Annotated in this window: 16 protein-coding genes; 7 read left to right on the forward strand and 9 right to left on the reverse strand. The window is 72.2% G+C overall.

The genetic code is table 11. The features are described from left to right. Positions 1 to 25: 25 nt before the first annotated feature. Positions 26 to 826: a purine-nucleoside phosphorylase gene (locus GNZ18_RS27955; protein ID WP_312874791.1), complete on the forward strand. Its 801-nt coding sequence runs from the start codon at positions 26 to 28 to the stop codon at positions 824 to 826. Then, entirely contained in the window at positions 823 to 2442 is a 1620-nt protein-coding gene (locus GNZ18_RS27960) for a phospho-sugar mutase (RefSeq protein WP_156219547.1), read from the forward strand. The genes GNZ18_RS27955 and GNZ18_RS27960 overlap by 4 nt, the downstream gene beginning before the upstream one ends. 28 nt (positions 2443 to 2470) lie before the next feature. On the opposite strand, the gene GNZ18_RS27965 is transcribed toward GNZ18_RS27960, so the two are convergent. The 8 genes from GNZ18_RS27965 to GNZ18_RS28000 all read right to left on the reverse strand — a co-directional run bounded on the left by GNZ18_RS27965 (position 2471) and on the right by GNZ18_RS28000 (position 11550). After that, the gene (locus GNZ18_RS27965) at positions 2471 to 3133 is read right to left on the reverse strand and encodes a PH domain-containing protein (RefSeq protein ID WP_156219548.1); all 663 of its coding nucleotides are present in this window, start codon (positions 3131 to 3133) and stop codon (positions 2471 to 2473) included. Positions 3134 to 3160: 27 nt separating this feature from the next. After that, on the reverse strand, positions 3161 to 4069 hold the full coding sequence (locus tag GNZ18_RS27970) for a hypothetical protein (RefSeq protein WP_156219549.1): 909 nt from the start codon (positions 4067 to 4069) through the stop codon (positions 3161 to 3163). Between the two features lie 95 nt (positions 4070 to 4164). After that, positions 4165 to 6483 (reverse strand): ICP22 family protein, encoded by a 2319-nt coding sequence (locus GNZ18_RS27975; protein WP_156219550.1) that lies wholly within the window; start codon positions 6481 to 6483, stop codon positions 4165 to 4167. Between the two features lie 190 nt (positions 6484 to 6673). Continuing rightward, entirely contained in the window at positions 6674 to 7603 is a 930-nt protein-coding gene (locus GNZ18_RS27980) for a hypothetical protein (protein ID WP_156219551.1), read from the reverse strand. Between the two features lie 19 nt (positions 7604 to 7622). Continuing rightward, the gene (locus tag GNZ18_RS27985; protein ID WP_156219552.1) at positions 7623 to 8273 is read right to left on the reverse strand and encodes a hypothetical protein; all 651 of its coding nucleotides are present in this window, start codon (positions 8271 to 8273) and stop codon (positions 7623 to 7625) included. A gap of 36 nt (positions 8274 to 8309) precedes the next feature. After that, on the reverse strand, positions 8310 to 10739 hold the full coding sequence (locus tag GNZ18_RS27990) for a hypothetical protein (protein ID WP_156219553.1): 2430 nt from the start codon (positions 10737 to 10739) through the stop codon (positions 8310 to 8312). Positions 10740 to 10894: 155 nt separating this feature from the next. After that, positions 10895 to 11248, reverse strand: a complete 354-nt coding sequence (locus GNZ18_RS27995) for a DUF6507 family protein (RefSeq protein WP_156219554.1) — start codon at positions 11246 to 11248, stop codon at positions 10895 to 10897. Then, positions 11245 to 11550 (reverse strand): hypothetical protein, encoded by a 306-nt coding sequence (locus tag GNZ18_RS28000; RefSeq protein WP_156219555.1) that lies wholly within the window; start codon positions 11548 to 11550, stop codon positions 11245 to 11247. Before GNZ18_RS28000 ends, GNZ18_RS27995 begins: the two co-directional genes overlap by 4 nt. 307 nt (positions 11551 to 11857) lie before the next feature. Here GNZ18_RS28000 and GNZ18_RS28005 point away from each other — a divergent pair, with 307 nt between their 5' ends. The 5 genes from GNZ18_RS28005 (at position 11858) to GNZ18_RS28025 (ending at position 16257) form a co-directional block, all read left to right on the forward strand. Then, positions 11858 to 12193 (forward strand): hypothetical protein, encoded by a 336-nt coding sequence (locus GNZ18_RS28005; protein WP_156219556.1) that lies wholly within the window; start codon positions 11858 to 11860, stop codon positions 12191 to 12193. A 51-nt stretch (positions 12194 to 12244) separates the two neighbouring features. Then, positions 12245 to 12550, forward strand: coding sequence for a pore-forming ESAT-6 family protein (locus GNZ18_RS28010; protein ID WP_214618343.1), 306 nt, complete (start codon positions 12245 to 12247; stop codon positions 12548 to 12550). A 173-nt stretch (positions 12551 to 12723) separates the two neighbouring features. Further along, positions 12724 to 13665 (forward strand): TNT domain-containing protein, encoded by a 942-nt coding sequence (locus GNZ18_RS28015; RefSeq protein ID WP_312874792.1) that lies wholly within the window; start codon positions 12724 to 12726, stop codon positions 13663 to 13665. Positions 13666 to 13727: 62 nt separating this feature from the next. Further along, complete coding sequence (locus GNZ18_RS28020) at positions 13728 to 15053, forward strand: EsaB/YukD family protein (protein ID WP_156219558.1); 1326 nt, start codon at positions 13728 to 13730, stop codon at positions 15051 to 15053. A 10-nt stretch (positions 15054 to 15063) separates the two neighbouring features. Beyond that, positions 15064 to 16257: a nucleotide-binding protein gene (locus tag GNZ18_RS28025; RefSeq protein ID WP_156219559.1), complete on the forward strand. Its 1194-nt coding sequence runs from the start codon at positions 15064 to 15066 to the stop codon at positions 16255 to 16257. Here GNZ18_RS28025 and GNZ18_RS28030 read toward each other — a convergent pair. Then, positions 16247 to 17116 (reverse strand): hypothetical protein, encoded by an 870-nt coding sequence (locus GNZ18_RS28030; RefSeq protein WP_156219560.1) that lies wholly within the window; start codon positions 17114 to 17116, stop codon positions 16247 to 16249. The two genes, GNZ18_RS28025 and GNZ18_RS28030, sit on opposite strands and share 11 nt — an antisense overlap. Between the last annotated feature and the right edge of the window lie 58 nt (positions 17117 to 17174).

Raw genomic sequence — 17174 nt, forward strand, 5'->3', positions numbered from 1 at the left:
CATTTTTGGCGATAGTCTGTCAGATGTGAGCAACGATGCATTCGCACTGGCACGGGACGCGGCGGACGCCCTGCGGGCCCGCACGTCCATCGACTCCTTCGACGTCGCCCTGGTGATGGGCTCGGGCTGGGTCCCGGCCGCCGACGCGCTCGGCGACCCGGTCACCGAGGTCCCCGTCACCGACCTGCCCGGCTTCGCGCCCCCGGCCGTGGAAGGCCACGCGGGCAAGATCCGCGTGGTGGAGTGCGGCGGGCACCGCACGCTGGTCTTCCTCGGCCGCACCCACCTGTACGAGGGGCGCGGCCCGGCCGCGGTCGTGCACGGCGTCCGGACGGCCGTCGCCGCGGGCGCCAGGACGATCGTGCTGACGAACGCGGCGGGCGGGCTGCGGCCCGAGCACCAGCGCGTCGGCGACCCCGTCCTGATCTCCGACCATCTGAACCTGTCCGGCGCGAACCCGATGACCGGGGCGTCCTTCCTCGACCTGACCGAGGCGTACTCGGGACGGCTGCGGGCCCTCGCCAAGGAGGTCGACCCGTCGCTGCCGGAGGGCGTCTACGCGGCGCTGCGCGGCCCGACCTACGAGACGCCCGCCGAGGTGCGGATGCTGCGGACGCTGGGCGCCGACATCGTCGGGATGTCCACCGTGCTGGAGACGGTCGCGGCCCGCGAGGGCGGCGCGGACGTGCTCGGCATCTCGCTGGTCACCAACATCGCGGCGGGCCTGTCGGACGAGCCGCTGGACCACGAGGAGGTCCTGGAGGCGGGCCGCGCGTCCGCCGGGCGCATGGGCGCGCTCCTCCGCACCGTCCTGTCCAAGCTATGAGCGACCTTCGCGCACGGGCGGAGCTGTGGCTCGCGCAGGACCCCGACCCCGCGACCCGCGACGAGCTGCGCGCGATCCTCGGCGCGGACGACGAGAAGGCCCTCGCCGACCGGTTCGGCGCGCGGCTGGAGTTCGGCACGGCCGGGCTGCGCGGCGAGCTGGGCGCGGGTCCGAACCGGATGAACCGGGTGACGGTGATGCGCGCCGCCGCGGGGCTCGCCGCGTGCCTGCCGCGCGGCGGACGGGTGATCGTCGGGTTCGACGCCCGGCACGGCTCCCGTCGGTTCGCCGACGACACGGCGGCGGTCCTCGCCGGGGCGGGGCTGCGGCCCGAGGTGTTCGCCGAGCCGGTGCCGACGCCCGTCCTCGCGCACTTCACGCGAGCGTTCGACGACGTCGTCGCGGGCGTCATGGTCACCGCGAGCCACAACCCCCCGCGCGACAACGGCTACAAGGTGTACTGGGGCGACGGCGCGCAGATCGTCCCGCCGCAGGACACGGAGATCTCCGCCGCGATCGACGCCGTCGGGCGCGTCGACGAACTCCCCCTCGGCGACGGCTGGCCCGTCCACCGCGACACCGAGCTGTACCTGGACGCGGTGGCGAGCCTGCGCCTCGGCGACGCGCGCGACATCTCCGTCGTCTACACGCCGATGCACGGGGTCGGGCGCGACGTCCTGCTCCAGGCGTTCGAGCGGGCCGGGTTCCCCGCTCCCCTCGTCGTCCCGGAACAGGCCGACCCCGACCCCGACTTCCCGACGGTCGCGTTCCCCAACCCGGAGGAGCCCGGCGCGCTCGACCTCGCGCTGGCGCTCGCCGCCGAGCGCGGCGCCGACCTGGTGATCGCCAACGACCCGGACGCCGACCGCTGCTCGGTCGCGGTGCCCACCCCGGACGGCTGGCGCGCTCTCACCGGAGACGAGGTCGGCGGGCTGCTGGCCGAGCACGTCCTGCGGCACACCTCCGGCGGCGACCGGCTGGTCGCGACGACGATCGTGTCGTCCTCGCTGCTGGCGGACATCGCCGCCGCGCACGGCGTCCGGTTCGCCGAGTCGCTCACCGGCTTCAAGTGGATCATGAAGGCGGCGCGGCCCGGGGACCGGCTCGTGTTCGGCTACGAGGAGGCCCTCGGCCACAGCGTCGGCGACGACCGGGGCGTCCTCGTCAACGACAAGGACGGCGTCGGCGCGGCCCTCGCGGTCGCCGCCCTCGCCGCCGAGGCGAAGCGGGACGGCCGCACGCTGCTCGACCTCCTCGACGACCAGGCCGAGCGGTACGGGCCGCACGCGACGGCGCAGCTGTCGGTCCGCGTCGAGGACCTGTCGCTGATCTCCGGCGCGATGGCCCGGCTGCGCGCCGCGCCCCCGACCGAGCTGGCCGGACGCGCGGTCGTCGCGTCCGACGACCTCGCCCTGGGCGAGGGCGGGCTGCCGCCCACCGACGGCCTCCGGTTCCGGCTGGAGGGAGGGGCGCGGATCGTCGTCCGCCCGTCGGGGACGGAACCCAAGCTCAAGTGCTACCTGGAGGTCGTCCTCCCGGCGGGGACGGCCCGTACCCGGGCGGCCGCCGATCTGGAGGCCCTCAAGGCCGCCATCGCGACCGCGCTGGGCCTCTAGTCGAGCACGGTGTCAGTCGAGCACGGTGTTAGTCGAGCACGGAGGCGACCCCGAGCGCCACGAGCATCAGCAGCGGGACGACCAGCGACGTCAGCGCCGGAACCGACCAGGTGACGGCGCCCCGCGCGGGGCTCGCCTCCTCGGCCGTCCGCGCGGCCGCCGCCTTGTCCGGGGCGCCCGACCGCGTCTTGGGGCGGTTCCGCTCGCGGATCTCGTTGAGCCGCTGCGCGGCGTAGAGGGCGGGGGTGCGGCCCTTGAGCTTGGCGGTGGGCACCTTCGTGTGCGCCTCGTCCCGCCGGGCCCGCGCCTCCGCCTTGGCCTGGGCGCGCGGCGAGGTCTGGTGCACCCAGGCCCGCGCCTTCACCTCCGCCCCGTCCGGCCCGGCGAACCGGACCGTCACCGCGTGCGTCCCCTCGATCTCCCGGACGGCCCGCCACGGCACCCGCACGTCCCGCAGCGGGTTGCGGATGAGGACGCCCGCGTCGTCGTCCCCGACGATCGCCGGGCGGATCCCGAGCACGTAGGCGAGCGCGCAGCCCAGCAGCAGCAGCGCCGCGATGGTCCCCGTCGTCACCGTGTAGTGCGGATCGCCCTTGCCGGTGATGTTGAACGCCAGGTCCAGCAGGTTCAGCACGGCGAACGCGAACCAGGCGAACGCGGCGACGCGCCCGCCGGTGGAACGAATGGTCATGGCCCGATCATGCCAGGGCGCGCGCGGTCAGACCCGGACGGCGAGGCTCCACCACCAGTGCTGGACGGGCGTCCCGGGCGGCATCGCCTCAGGGGCCAGCGCGTCGGCCTCGGGGATCTGCTCGCGGAGCTCCTCGTCCAGGTCGTCGAGATCCTCCTGGTCGACCAGGCTGAACGTCGCGCTGCCCAGATAGTTCTCGAACAGGCTCTCCAGCGCCGACCGGTAGAGGCACGCGCCGTAGGGGCCGTTGGCCCGAACGGACTCCGCATACGTCTCGGCCTGCGACATATAGGCCGCGAGCCGCCCAGGACGCTCGGCCACGAGCCCCGCCAACTCCTTCCGCCGCGCCGTGTCGTCATCGTCCCCGAGCGCGGTTCCGAAGACCATCAGCATCGCCTGGTCGAAGGGCCCGTCCCCGCGCAGCCCGGCGATCGCCTCGGCGAGGTAGCCGGCACGGGAACCGTTGAAGGCGTAGACCGGGGCGTCGGTCTCGACGAGCGGCCAGCCGAAGGAGTCCAGCCAGGCGTCCCCGTCCGCCGTCACGCGGACGGCCGCCTCCAACCTCACCGTGACACCCGCCGCGACCGGCGCGACGCGCTGGAACACGACCCGCCCGCCGCTGTGGGCGACCACCTCGCCTTCAGCGACGGTCCGTCCGGCGGCCGCGTGGTACGGGACGATCGGCGAACCGCTCCCCCGCTCGCCCGCCGGAAGCTCGGCGATGTGCCGCAGCGACTGCGCGGCGGCATCGACCGGCGACTCGAACCCGATCCGCGCCGCCTGGGCCCGCACCTGCCCCGGGACGTCCCCCGCCGCCGGATCGACCCGCGCGCCGGTACGTCCCAGCGCCTCGACCTCGGCGACATCGGCACCGAGCCGCCTGCTCAGCTCCGCCGGATCAATACGCGGCACTCCCGAACCTGGTTCGTCGGCCATTCATCCGCCCCCTAGATCCTCACCCTGGTGCGGTGAAGCATAGGCATCCCTCGCCCCCCCGCGCCGCCGCCGGTCGGCGTGGCCGCGGACACGGCCTAGACCTCCCCCTTGAAGATCTTCGCCTTGCTGTAGGTCGGCATGACGATCCTTCCGTCCGGACGCACCTTGATCAGCGCCTCCACATACTTCTTGGGCTCACCCGCTTGCGCGACGTTCCGGACGAACACCATGGTCTCGGTCCCGTCGTCCCCGACCGAGCGTATGACCAGGTCGCCGTCGCGGATCGTCCTCTCCGCGGAGTTCATGTAGGCGTGGACGGCGTCACCTCCGCGCTCCCCGCGCGGCAGCTCGTGGAGGTGCTTGCGGACGTGGTAGGCCGCCGACGAATCGTCGCCCATTCCGATGTCGCCGGCCTGCCGGCGCACCGCTGCCTCCCTCGCCGCGTCACCGAGACTCGGATCGAGCCGCGCCTGGTCCGCGTTCGGCCTGGTCGCCCGGACCTCCTGGATGTCACGCTCAAGCAGGGCGTCCAGGTCGAGCCGGCGGAAGCGCTCGCTGGCGATGGCCAAGCTGGACCGCTGGTCGGTGGGAGGGATCTCCTGGGCCGCGCGCGCGGCGTCGACGTCCCTCTTCATCTGGTCGTAGTGGGCCTTGTAGTACTCGTAGCGGTAGGCCACCTCGCGCGGGTTCTCCGCACCCTCCATCGCCCACCTGAGCGCGTCGTGGTGCAGGTTCGGGTCGGCCTGGAGCGCCCTCTTGCTGAACTTCTGGTTCAGCGCGGACGCGAGCCGCTGCCACTGGTCGCCGTCGCGCGGGTTGTCGCCGCGCAGCCGCTCGATGTCCTCGTCCGACAGCCCGCCCCTGCGCAGGGACGCTTCGGCCTCGTCGGCCTTCTTGATCTTCTTCTCGTGGTCCGGGTCGGGCCGGCCGTCGTCATCAGGCCGACCGTCACCGTCGGGCTTGCCCTCACCGTTGGGCGCGCCGTCGCCGTCGGGCTTGCCCTCGCTGTCCGGCTTGCCCTCACCGTTGGGCGCGCCGTCGCCGTCGGGCTTGCCGTTCGCATCCGGGTTGCCGTCGTTGCCGTCGTTGCCGTCGGGCTTGCCGTCGCCGCCGTCCGGCGTGGTCTCGCCCTCGGGCCTGCCGGGGCCGTCGCCGCCCGGGTCGCCGTGGTCGCCGCCCGAACCGGGCGGGTCGTCGTCGCCGCCGACGTGGGCGGGCTCGCGGTCCGGAAGCGACTCGGCGTCGTCCATCGAGCGCTGGAGGTCGCCCAGGTCACCGGAGTCGATGTCGAGGTCGTCGAGCTGCCGCCGGAGGTCGCCGGCGGTCGCGTCCAGGTCCGGGTCCCGGCCGTTGCTCGGCAGGTCGGCATCGCTGTCGATCCTGCCGTCGCCGTCGCGGTCGCCGGGGCGGCTCCCGCCGTCGCCGTCGCCGTCGCCTCCGCCTCCCCTGCGCCCCAGCAGCTTCTTCGCGACGGCTCCGACGCCGACGGTGCCGACGTTGATGGCGGCGGTGGTGATCACGAACCCGGGCCGGTCGTCCCACTCGCGCCAGGGGACCAGGGAGTGGGCCGTCTCTTTCCAGTTGGTGCCCAGGTTGTCCCAGAAGTGGGAGTCGCCCTCCCAGACCCAGCCGTTCTCGCCGTGCAGGCCGACAAGGCCGCTGATCTCTTCGAGCTTGCCCATCCAGCCGTTGCCCAGGTTCGACCAGAAATGGGAGTCGCCCTCCCACACCCAGCCGTTCTCACCGTGCAGACCCACGAGGTCGGCGAGCCCGGTGACCAGGCCCTTGGCCCAGCCCTTCGCGGCGTCCCAGCCGTCCTTGTACCAGGGCTTGTCCTCTTTCTGGGGCTTGGCCCAGGGAGTCTCGACGTTCTTCGGCGCCTGACCCATCCCGTAGGCCTTCTCGCCACTGCCCGGCTTGCCGTCGGCGGCGATGAACCTCGTCCCGCCGAAGACGCCGGTGATCTTGTTGGCGCAGGTCCGCTCGGCGGCCTGGTACTGCGCGACCGCGGCGAGGACGTCGTTGTTGAGCTTGTTGTGCTCGTCGACCTTGTCGCCGTCCTTGCGCCAGTCGCCGTCGTCCTCGATCTTGTTCCGGAACGCCTGCGCGTTGCCCTTGAGCGTCTGGAGACGGCCGATGATCGGACGGATCTCACCGGCGAAGGAGATCAGCGCGTCCCCGACCGTGGTCACCTCGCCCTTGAACGCGTCACCGTTCGCGGCCACCGGATGGGTCGCACTGAGCAGCAACTGCTCCTCCGGCGCGTTGTAGTGCGGGTCGAGAGCCTGCCAGCCCGAGTCGATGTCGTGGCCCGTGCCCGCCACCGCCTCCCCGTCGGTCTTCAGCGCCCGCCCCGCCGCCTCGACGCCCTCAACGTTCGCCTTGGGAATGGGGATCGCGTTCGGATCGATCACACCGCTCAACGTCGCACCCCTCGCACTCGCGACCGAGACCCGGAACCGGCGTGGGCCTCCACGTACCGACCTTCAAGATCATTACGACATGTTGGACGCAGCGCCGGGCAACAAGGGGCATGTGTGATAGATCACACTTGATCACGACAAGGGATGGCCGCCGCGCCGCCGAACGCCGGGGCCCGCGCGGTCAGACCCGGACGGCGAGGTTCCACCACCAGTGGTGGACGGGCGTCCCCACCGGGATCGTCTCGGGGGCCAGCGAGTCCGCCTCGGGGATCTCCTCGCGCAGTACCTCGTCCAGGTCGTCGACGTCCTCCTGGTCGACGAGGGCGAACGCGGCACTCCCCAGATAGTTCTCGAACAAGGACTCCAGCGCCGACCGGTGGAGGCACGCGCCGTAGGGGCCGTTGGCCCGAACGGACTCCGCATACGTCTCGGCCTGCGACACATAGGCCGCGAGCCGCCCAGGGCGGTCGGCGACCAGCCTCGCCAGCTCTCTCCGCCGGACGTCGTCACCGTCGCCGGGCTCCCCGAGCGCGGTCGCGAAGACCATGAGCATGGCCTGGTCGAACGGCCCGTCCGCACTCAGCTCGGTGATCGCCTCGGCCAGGTGGTCGGCGCGCGTCCCCGCGAAGGCGTGCACCGGGACGGCGGTCTCGACGGCGGGCCAGCCGAACGAGTCCAGCCAGACCGGCCCCCCGGCCGTCACCCGGACGGACGCCTCCAACCTCACCGTGACCCCGGCCGCGACCGGCGCCGCACGGTGGAACACGACCCGCCTGCCGCTGTGGGCGACCACCTCGCCCTCGGCGATGGTGCGTCCGGCGGCTGCGTGATAGGGGGCGAGAGGCGATCCGGTCCCGCGCTCGCCCGCCGGAAGCTCGGCGATGTGCCGCAACGCCTGCGCGGCGGCATCGACGGGCGACTCGAACCCGATGCGCGCCGCATGGGCTCGCACCTGGTCAGGGATGTCCCCGGCTGTCGGATCGATCCGGGCGCCGGTACGTCCCAGCGCCTCGACCTCGGCGACATCGGCGTTGAGCCGCCTGTTCAGCTCCGCCGGGTCGATACGCGGCACTCCCGCCGCCGCGCCCCCGGAACCCTGCTCGTTCGCCATGCGTCCGCCCCGTGCATCCTCATGCCGGCGCGGTGAAGCACCAGCACTCCTCGTCCCCGCACCGCAGCCAGTCGGCCGCGCCCGGCGCCTTGCTCTCGTACTCCTCGATGTCGCCCGCGAAGATCCGGTTGCGGTACTCGCGCATGCTCATGTCGATGTGGTCGGGCTTCCACCACCACCAGTGCGACCGGTCGGCCCAGGCAGGGATCTGATACCGGTGGACGGGAGTGGCGTCCTCGGCGGCCTCGCGGAGCTCGTCCTCGAAGCCGTCCAGCTCCTCTTGGGCGAACGGATCGACGACCACGCCCTCGTAGTCGTCGGTCAGCAACTTGATCGCCGAACGGAATTCACACGCCTCGCGATAGCCGTCGTTGCGGCCTCGCAACGCGTACCTTTCGCCCTCGCTGGCGTAAGCCGACAACGCGCTCTGCGCACGCTCACCGCGCAGCACCTCAGCGAGCCTGGGAAGCCGGACCCGGGCCCGGATCACCTCCGCCTCGGCCGGATCGGCCGATCTCCACTTCGCCAGGAGGTCATAGACCGCCAGCAGGGCGTCCATGACCGCCATGCCCTCGTCGTCCTGGTCTCCGGGATCGGCCGCCTCAAGCCACGCCGCGCGTTCGAGCAGCGCGTTGAGCCGCTTCTGTCGCGCGGCTTCGACTTCGCTCATGTCATCCGACCATTTGCTCATGGCTCGACTCGCAGACTAGAGGGTTTTGATCTTCTCCCCGCCGTAGGTGAGCATGATGAGCTTTCCGTCCGGGCGCCGGAGGACCAGGGCCTCCAAAGTCTTGCCCCCGACGTCGCGGGTGAACAGCATGCGCTCCGACCCATCACTCCCGATCTTGCGATCGGACAGCCTCCCCTCTCGAACGGTACGTTCAGCGCTGTCGAGGAAGTCGCGCACGAGACCGTTGCCGGTCCGCTCCACCTCCGGCAGTTCGTTGTAGTGCTTGCGCACGTGGTAGGCCGTCGAGGTGTCGTGCCCCATGCCGATCTGTCCCGCGTGTTGGCGGATGGCGTTGACACTGGCGTCCCCGGAGAGCTCAGGATCGATCCGCGCCTCATCCGGGTTCGGCCGGGCCTCCCGGACCTGCCGGTGGTCCCGCTCCAACTCCGCCCGGACGTCGATGTCACGGAAGCGTTCGGCGGCAATCTGGTCATTGCTCCTGTTGCCCCGATCGAGCTCGCCGGCCTTGGCCTGTTCCGTGACCTGCTTCTTGATCTCGTCGAAGTGCGCTTTGTAGTACTCGTACCGGTACGCGACCTCGCGCGGGTTGTGCGCTCCGTCCATCGCGAACCTGAGCGCGTCCCGGTGCAGATTCGGGTCGGCCTTCAGGGTCTTCTTGCCGAACTGCTGCTCCAGCGCCTTGGAAAGCCGCTGCCACTGGTCGCCGTCGCGCGGGTTGTCGCCGCGCAGCCGCTCGATGTCCTCGTCCGACAGCCCGCCCTTGCGCAGGGACTCTTCGAGCTGGTCGGCCTTCTTGATCTTCCCCTCGCGCTCGGGGTCGGGCTGGGGATCGCCGTCGCCGTCCGGCTTTCCATCACCGTCGGGCTTGCCCTCGCCGTTCGGCGTGCCGTCGCCGTCGGGCTTACCGTCACCGTCAGGCTTACCCTCGCCGTCAGGCGTGTCGTCGCCGTTCGGGTCGCCGTTACCGTCCGGCTTGCCCTCGCCGTTCGGCGTGCCGTCGCCGTCCGGCTTTCCGTCACCATCCGGCTTGCCGTCGCCGTTCGGGTCGCCGTTACCGTCGGGCTTACCCTCGCCGTTCGGCGTGCCGTCACCGTCCGGCTTACCGTCACCATCCGGCTTGCCGTCGCCGCCGTCCGGCTTGGTCTCGCCCTCGGGCTTGCCGGGGCCGTTGCCGCCGGGGTCGCCGCTGTCCCCGTGGTCGCCGCCCGAACCGGGCGGGTCGTCGTCGCCGCCGACGTGGGCGGGCTCACGGTCCGGGAGAGACTCCGCGTCGTCCAGAGAGCGCTGGAGCTGGCTCAGCTCGCCAGGATCGACATCGAGGTCGTCCATCTGCCTCTGGAGGTCACGGGCGGTCGCGTCCAGGTCCGGGTCCCGGCCGTTGCTCGGGAGGTCCGCGTCGCCGTCGAGCCTGCCGTCGCCGTCGCGGTCGCCGGGACGGCTCTCGCCGCCGTCGCCGTCGCCGTGCCTTCCGCCGCCTCTGCGCCCCAGCAGCTTCTTCACGATCGCGCCGACGCCGACGGTGGCGACGTTGATGGCCGTCGTGGTGATCACGTATCCCGGCCGGTCGCCCCACTCGCGCCAGGGGACGATGGAGTGGGCGACTTCCTTCCAGTTGTTGCCCAGGTTCGACCAGAAGTGGGAGTCCTTCTCCCAGACCCAGCCGTTCTCGCCGTGCAGGCCGACCAGTCCGCTGATCTCTTCGAGCTTGCCCATCCAGGCGTTGCCCAGGTTCGACCAGAAATGGGAGTCGCCCTCCCACACCCAGCCGTTCTCACCGTGCAGGCCGACGAGGTCGGCGATGCCCGTGACGAGGCCCTTGCCGTAGTCCCAGGCGGCGTCCCAGGCGTCCTTGTACCAGGGCTTGTCCTCCTTCTGGGGCTTGGCCCAGGGAGTCTCGACGTTCTCGGGCGCCTTGCCGAGCCCGTACCCCTTCTCGCCGTTGCCCGGCTTGCCGTCGGCGGGGACGAACCTCGTCCCGCCGAAGATGCCGGTGATCTTGTTGGCGCAGGTCCGCTCGGCGGCCTGGTACTGCGCGACCGCCGCGAGGACGTCGTTGTTGAGCTTGTTGTGCTCGTCGACCTTGTCGCCGTCCTTGCGCCAGTCGTCGTCGTCCTTGATCTTGTTCCGGAACGTCTGCGCGTTGCCCTTGAGCGTCTGGAGGCGGCCGATGATCGGACGGATCTCACCGGCGAAGGAGATCAGCGCGTCCCCGACCGTGGTCACCTCGCCCTTGAACGCGTCACCATTGGCGGCCACCGGATGGGTCGCACTCAGGAGAAGGTGCTCCTCCGGCGCGTTGTAGTGGGGGTTGAGAGCCTGCCAGCCCGAGTCGATGTCGTGGCCGGTGCCCGCGATCGTCGTCCCGTCGGTCTTCAGCGCCCGGCCCGCCGTCTCGACGCCCTCAACGTTCGCCTTGGGAATGGGGATCGCGTTCGGATCGATCACACCGCTCAACGTCGCACCCCTCGCACTCGCGACCGAAACATGGAACCGGCCCTCGCACACCGGTCCCGCACGCGCCGACCCTCAAGGCCATCACGACGTCTTGGATGGACGTCGAGGCGCGCAAGACTATGTGAGATAAGTCACATCATGTCAGACTACTTACCGATCTTAGGGGCAGGCGCCTCGGCCGCCCCCTTCTGGGCCTCCTGGACCATCTCGTAGTCGGCCTGGTTGTAGGCCTTGACCGCCTTCACCGCGCCCTCGATGCAGGCCGCCGTCTTGGTGACCATGCCCTTGAGGCCGGGCGTGGTGTGCTCCACGTACTCCTTCAGCGCGGTCCCGATCGGCTGGCTGGCCGCCGCCGACCCCGCCTCGCTGACGTGCTTGCCGAAGTCCGAGAGCTGTTTGACCAGGCCACCCTCGCCTTTTCCACCCTCACCGGCGACATAGCCGCCGATCTTCCCCACGACGCCGCCCACCCCGGGTCCGTCGATGTCGTAAGCAGTCATGCGCCCCGTTCCCTTTCCTCGCCCCCGGCGGACCTGAACCGATCGGCCCGGAAATTGTCGGGCGGCCCGGCCTCGCCATCCGATGGCGCCGAACTCCGCGCGATGACCTGCGCGAGTTCGGCGAGCGAGGCGTCGATCCGCTCGGACTCGGCGGCCACGTCGGCGCTCAGCCGCTCGGTCGCCGCGGCCAGCCCCGCGACCGCGTCCTCGGCGTCCACGGCGACGGCGGGTGCGATCTCGGGAGACTCGTGCACGACCTCGGACCTGGGCGCCTCGGGGGGCTCCACGACCTCGAACTTCATGACTCTCGCTGCTCCGGGGGGAGATGCTTTTCCTGCCGAACACCCTGCCGGCGTCCTACCGACTTCCTGTCAAGCCCGCCATGCCGGTTCCTCATGATGACCTTGGGGCCGGACCCATGTAAAGCCACTTAGGACGTGTGTGGGCGCACATCGATAAGGAACCACCCTCGTCATTCCCGCGTCCTACTCTGAGGAGACACCGGTTCTCATTCGGGCCGGTGGCGCCGGGGGTCCGGACGAACTATCGTCGAAGATCCACTTCATCGGAGCGTCGGCGCACGGCGACCAAACTGGCAGGTGAGACACCATGGGACGTTGGGACCACGGGCAGGAGACGCTGGTCACCCTGGCCAGGAACACCGGGACCTCGGGCGAGGAACTGGCAGGGCTGGTCAAGCAGCTGATCGCGGCCGCGGAGCCGCTGTCGGGCAAGTTCAACGGCGCGGGCAAGGCCGCCTTCGACAGCTTCAAGGCCCGCTCCGACCAGATCACCGCCGACCTGAAGGTCGGTCTGAACAGCGTGAACACCGGTCAGATCGGGATGGAGAAGGCGTTCTCCACCGGTGACCAGCAGATGGCCGAAGAGGCGGGCCGGCAGATGGCCTCGGCCAACTTCGACGGCGCCAAGTTCCGGACCGCCTGACCCTGCCCCCGGCAGGCGACGGCCACGACCAGGACGAGAAGGGACACCAACGTGGGAGCCAACGGGCGCCGCAGCTACGACACCGGGGCCTCCGGCGAGGCCCAGGCCAACATCCAGACGATCGTGTCGCGCCTTGAGGCGCTGATCGGCACGCGCGACACCGACGTCAAGACCGCCATGGCCGACTTCGAGGCCACCGGCGTGGACCACGAGTACCACGCCAAGGAGGTCAAGTGGCACACCGCCGCCAACGAGGTGCGTGAGATCATCCGCCTCGTCAAGGCGACGCTGGAGAGCAACGACGAGCACGCCCAGACCGCGCTGAGCAAGGCCAGCGCCGCCGTCCAGGCGATCTGAGCCCGGCCCGTCGCAAGGACCGAGGACCGGCAGGTGGCGGAAGGGACGTCCCGTATCGGGGCGTCCCTTCCGCCGCGAGCCGGTGAGCCAGGCGGTGCCGCGCGCAGCGGTGCCGGGAGGTTGGAGGGGGGCGCGCGCTGGCACGCGACTACGACACCCAACTGCTGGAGTCGGTGGCGGTGCGGCGCCGGCGGCTCCGGGACGCGCTGCTGTTCGGGCCGCAGCGGACGCGCCGCACCTTCGACGAGAACGTCGGGAAGATCCTCGCCGGGCTGTGCGTCGCGGCGGTGCTGTGCGCGGGGACGGTCGGCTGGTCGTTCCTGCGGTCGCGCCTCGACGAGCAGGAGCGGGCGAAGGCGCAGGAGGCCCTCGCGCCCGCCGGCGCGACGGCGCCGGTCCCGGCCGACTGGGTCGGCGCGCAGGTCAACTTCGGGCAGTTGCGGGCCGCGCTCGGCTCGGCGGGCGTGCCGAGCACGCTCTACGTCCTGCCGGGGCAGGCGCGTCCGGCGCCGTCCCGGACGTCCAGCTACTACATGGTCGCGCGGAGCAAGGACGGCTTCACCGGCGGGATCGTCGAGTACGAGCAGGGCACCGTCGCCGCCGAGTTCCCCACCGAGGACGAGGCCAGCCGCTGGCTCTACGGGGAGCTGGTCGTCAAGGAGACGCCGCCGCACGCCCTCACGCCGCAGACCGAGCGGGACGCGGTGCGGCAGGGGGTCGCGCTGGCGGCCGACGTCCGCTCCAAGATGAGCATCGGCGGCGGCGCGGCCGTCACCTACGCGCTGGCCCAGGGCCGGTTCGTGGACCAGTTCGGTCAGGAGAGCGGCTCGCTGCTGTTCCCGTTCGGGACGTCATTCGCGCAGCGCGGCCTTCCGCCGGCGGCGCGCGTGGGCACGATCCCCGGCGTCCCGTCGAACTACCAGCGCTACCGCGTGGTCCGGCCGTTCGCGGTCGCGGCCTCGGTGTCGGCGCCGACGGCGCGCAGCCCGGGCGGCGGCGTCCGGTTCACCGTGAACGCGGGCCTGTTCCCCCGGCCGCCCGCGCTGGCCACGATCCGCTGGCTGCTGCGCAACGGCTACCTTGAGCGGGTCTCCGGCACGGCCATACCGCGATAGACCGGGGCCTGGCAGGATCAACCGTCCGTTCTCGCCGGACGGATCGATGACGGAGGGGTGCGATGTCCGCGTGGAGCCGGGTCACACTTGTCGGTGAGCACCGCAAGGTGGACATGGTGCTCCCCGCCCAGGAGCCGATCGGCGCGCTGATGCCCGAGGTGCTCGAACTGCTCGGCGACCCGCCGCAGAACCCGCCCCGGCTCCGGCACCTCGTCACCGCCGCCGGGGAGGTGCTCAACCCCGGCGCGTCGCTCGCCGAGCGGCGGGTTCCGGACGGCGCCGTCCTGCGGCTCGTGCTGGCCGACGAGCCGATTCCCGCGCCCGTCGTCCACGAGGTGCCGGAGGTCGTCGGCGACACGCTCGACGGGCGACTGTGGCGCTGGAGCCCGGCGGCGGTCCGCTGGAACGCGACCGGCGCGCTCATCGGGCTGGCGCTCGCGATCGGGATCGCCGTCCTCGAACGGCTCGACGGCGACGCGGGACCCGCCGCCGTCGGCGGGGTCGCGGCGTTCCTGGCGCTCGGCGGCCTGGTGTTCGGGCTCATCGGGCAGGAGCGCCTCGGCACGGCGATGGTCCTCGCCGGGGGCGCCACCGCCGCGCCCGCGCTCTGGCGCGCCGCCGACCTCCACGGCTGGGAGGACTGGACGCGCTGGGGCGGCTTCGGGCTGATCGCCGCCGGGGTCGTCCTCCTCCTCGGGCTCGGCTCGCCGCTCGGCCGGGGCGGGCTCGTCGGCGGCGGGCTGGCCGCCGCGCTGACGGCCGCCGGGATGATCGGCGCCGGCTTCGGCCTGGACGGCGGGCGCGTCGGCGCCGTCCTCGCGCTGGCCTGCGTCGTCCTGCTCAGCATGCTGCTGCGGGTGGCGCTGTCGCTGTCCGGGCTGACCTCGCTGGACGACCGGCGCGGCGCCGGCGGCGTCGTCGCGCGCGGCGACGTCATGCGGGCCCTGGACGGCGCGCACCGCAGCATGGTCGTCGCGACCCTGTCGGTGGCGCTGGCCGCCGCCGTCGCCGGGATCGGCGCCGCCGCCGACTTCGACCCGTGGACGGCCGGGCTCGCGGGCCTGCTCGCCGTCGTGGTGAGCAGCCGCGCCCGGATGTTCCCGCTGATCCTGCAGAAGAGCGCGCTGTTCGCCTCGGGCCTCGCGATCGTCGTCGCGCTCGCCTTCCAGTGGACGCACCACGTCTCCTGGGGCATCGCGCCCGTGCTGGGTATGCTCCTGCTGGGGCTGTCGATCCCGGTCGCGGTGCTCACCTCCGAGCAGCCCGAGCACGTGCGCGCGCGGCTGCGCCGGATCATGAACCGGGTCGAGGGGGTCGCGGTGGTGGCCATCGTCCCGGTCGCCGTCGGCACCTTCGGAACCTTCGAACGGCTCCTGGAGACCTTCTGAGAGGAGTCGGGTGGCTGACCAGGACGGGGACGCGCCTCCGCCCGACCTTGACCTGACGGTCGTCGACGCCCCCACGCTGCACCGGCGGACCCCCTCCCCACCGCCCGCGCCACCGCCCGCGCCCCCGGCGCCGCCCCCCGCGTTCGGTCAGCCGGCCGACCTCTCGGTCACCCGCCCCGACCAGCCGCCGCCCCGGGTGGACGCCGCGCCGCCGCCCCCTCCCGCACCGCCCCCTCCCGCACCGCCCCCTCCCGCACCGCCCCGCCCCGCGCCGCCCCCGGTGGTGCCGCCCGTCGTGCCCACGGCACCGGAGGCGCTCGTCCAGGGGCCGGTGCACGGCGACTCGGTCATGCGGCGCGTCGTCCGGGGCGCGCTGCACCCGTTCCGGTCCGCCGACGACGTGCGCGTGGTCACCGAGCACGGCCGGTGGATCGCGCACCCGGTGACCACCGGCAGGCGGATCGCGGTGCTGGGAGTCCGGGAGGGCTCGGGCAAGAGCACGGTGTCGGCGCTGGTCACGACGGCGTTCGCGCACCACCGCGACGACCGGGTCCTCGCGCTGGACCTCGACCCCGAGATGGGCTCGCTGCCGCTCCGGCTGGGCGTCCGCAACGAGCATCCGGTCGCCGACATCACCGGCGCCGACCTGAGCACCGCCTCGTTCGAGCAGGTCCGGGAACTCCTGGTGCCGCTGGGCGAGCGGCTGTGGGCGCTGCCGACCACCTACGGGACGGTGGGCGCGGGCCGCGGCCTCGTCGACGCGAGGCTCTACCGGTCCGCGGGCGTCCAGCTCAGCCGGTTCTTCGGGATCACGGTCGCCGACAACGGCGCGGGCACGCGGACCCCGCTGCACCGGGCCGTCCTCGCCGCCGCCCACGCGCAGATCCTCGTCGCGCCCGCCACCGTGGACGGCGCGGCCGCCGTCGGGCGCGTCCTGGACTGGATGGGCTCGGGCGACCTGCGGGCGCTGCTCCCGCGCACCCTGGTCGTGTTCACCTCGCACACCCCGCACAAGGCGGGGACCGTGGACGTCGACCGCGCCGCCGGAATCCTCGCCGAGGTCGGTGTGACCACGATCCGGCTGGGCTTCGACCGGCAACTGGCCGTCGGGACGACGCTCGACCACGGGCGGCTCGCCTACGCCACCCGCCTGACCGCGATCGCCATCGCCGCCGAGGCGCTCCGGCTGGCCCTCACCGCCTGAACCGCAGCCGCGACCGGCGCTTGGGCGCGGGCGGCGACGGGTCCCGCGGGACGCCCGCGTCCGGGTCGAGCTTGACGAGCGCGTGCTCGCGGCGCCACCAGAACACGTCCGGCGACGTGGGGTCGTCGGACGCGGCGTACATCTCCTTCGCCAGCTCCCGGAACGGGCCGAGAACCGCGCCCATGGCCTCCGAGACGATCGGATACGCGAGGATCGTGCTGTGCGTCGGAACGGCGACCAGCGCCCCGGGCCTCCCGGCGTCGGTGAGGAAGTGGTGCAGCTCGGCGACCAGCGCCGAGACGTACCGGCTGCCCGGCTTGTGGATCACGCGGATCGACTCGGTCAGCGTGAGCGGCTGGTCGTGGACGTCGACGTCCGCCAACTCCACCTGGTAGGTGTTCGGCACGGCGAGCCCGCCGAGGTCGGTGAGGCCGAGCAGCGAGGCCCTGGCCAGGGTGAGCGGCCCGCCGTACCGGGGATGGTCGATCATGATCATGGCATCGAAGTGCCTCCCGGCGGAGACGATCGCCAGGCCCTGCCGCTCGGACTCGGTGAGCTTGGGCACCATGCGGATCCGCAGGCGTTTGCGGACGTCCCCCAGCAGCTCGATGTCGCCGATCGCCATCGCCGCGCGGTCGCTCACATGGATCAGCCACTCCTCCACGAGCCGGGGCCAGGCGACGCGGTCGGCCCGCGCGCAGCGCTCCAGGATCGTCCAGGTGGTGGCGCTGGGCTCGAACCGTCCGACCGGCAGCACGACCTGCGCCAGCGCGGGTTCGAACCGGGCGGCCGGGTTGACGACGGGCAGCAGGTCCTCGATGAGGGCGTGCACGTCCGCCGACACCTCGAACAACTCCATCCCCGACTCCCGATAAGTTGATCTTCGTACCGTTCGCCCCGTCCGACATTAGGGTGGA

The organism is Actinomadura litoris (genome assembly GCF_009733595.1).
In the GTDB taxonomy this organism is placed as follows: Bacteria; Actinomycetota; Actinomycetes; order Streptosporangiales; family Streptosporangiaceae; genus Spirillospora; species Spirillospora litoris.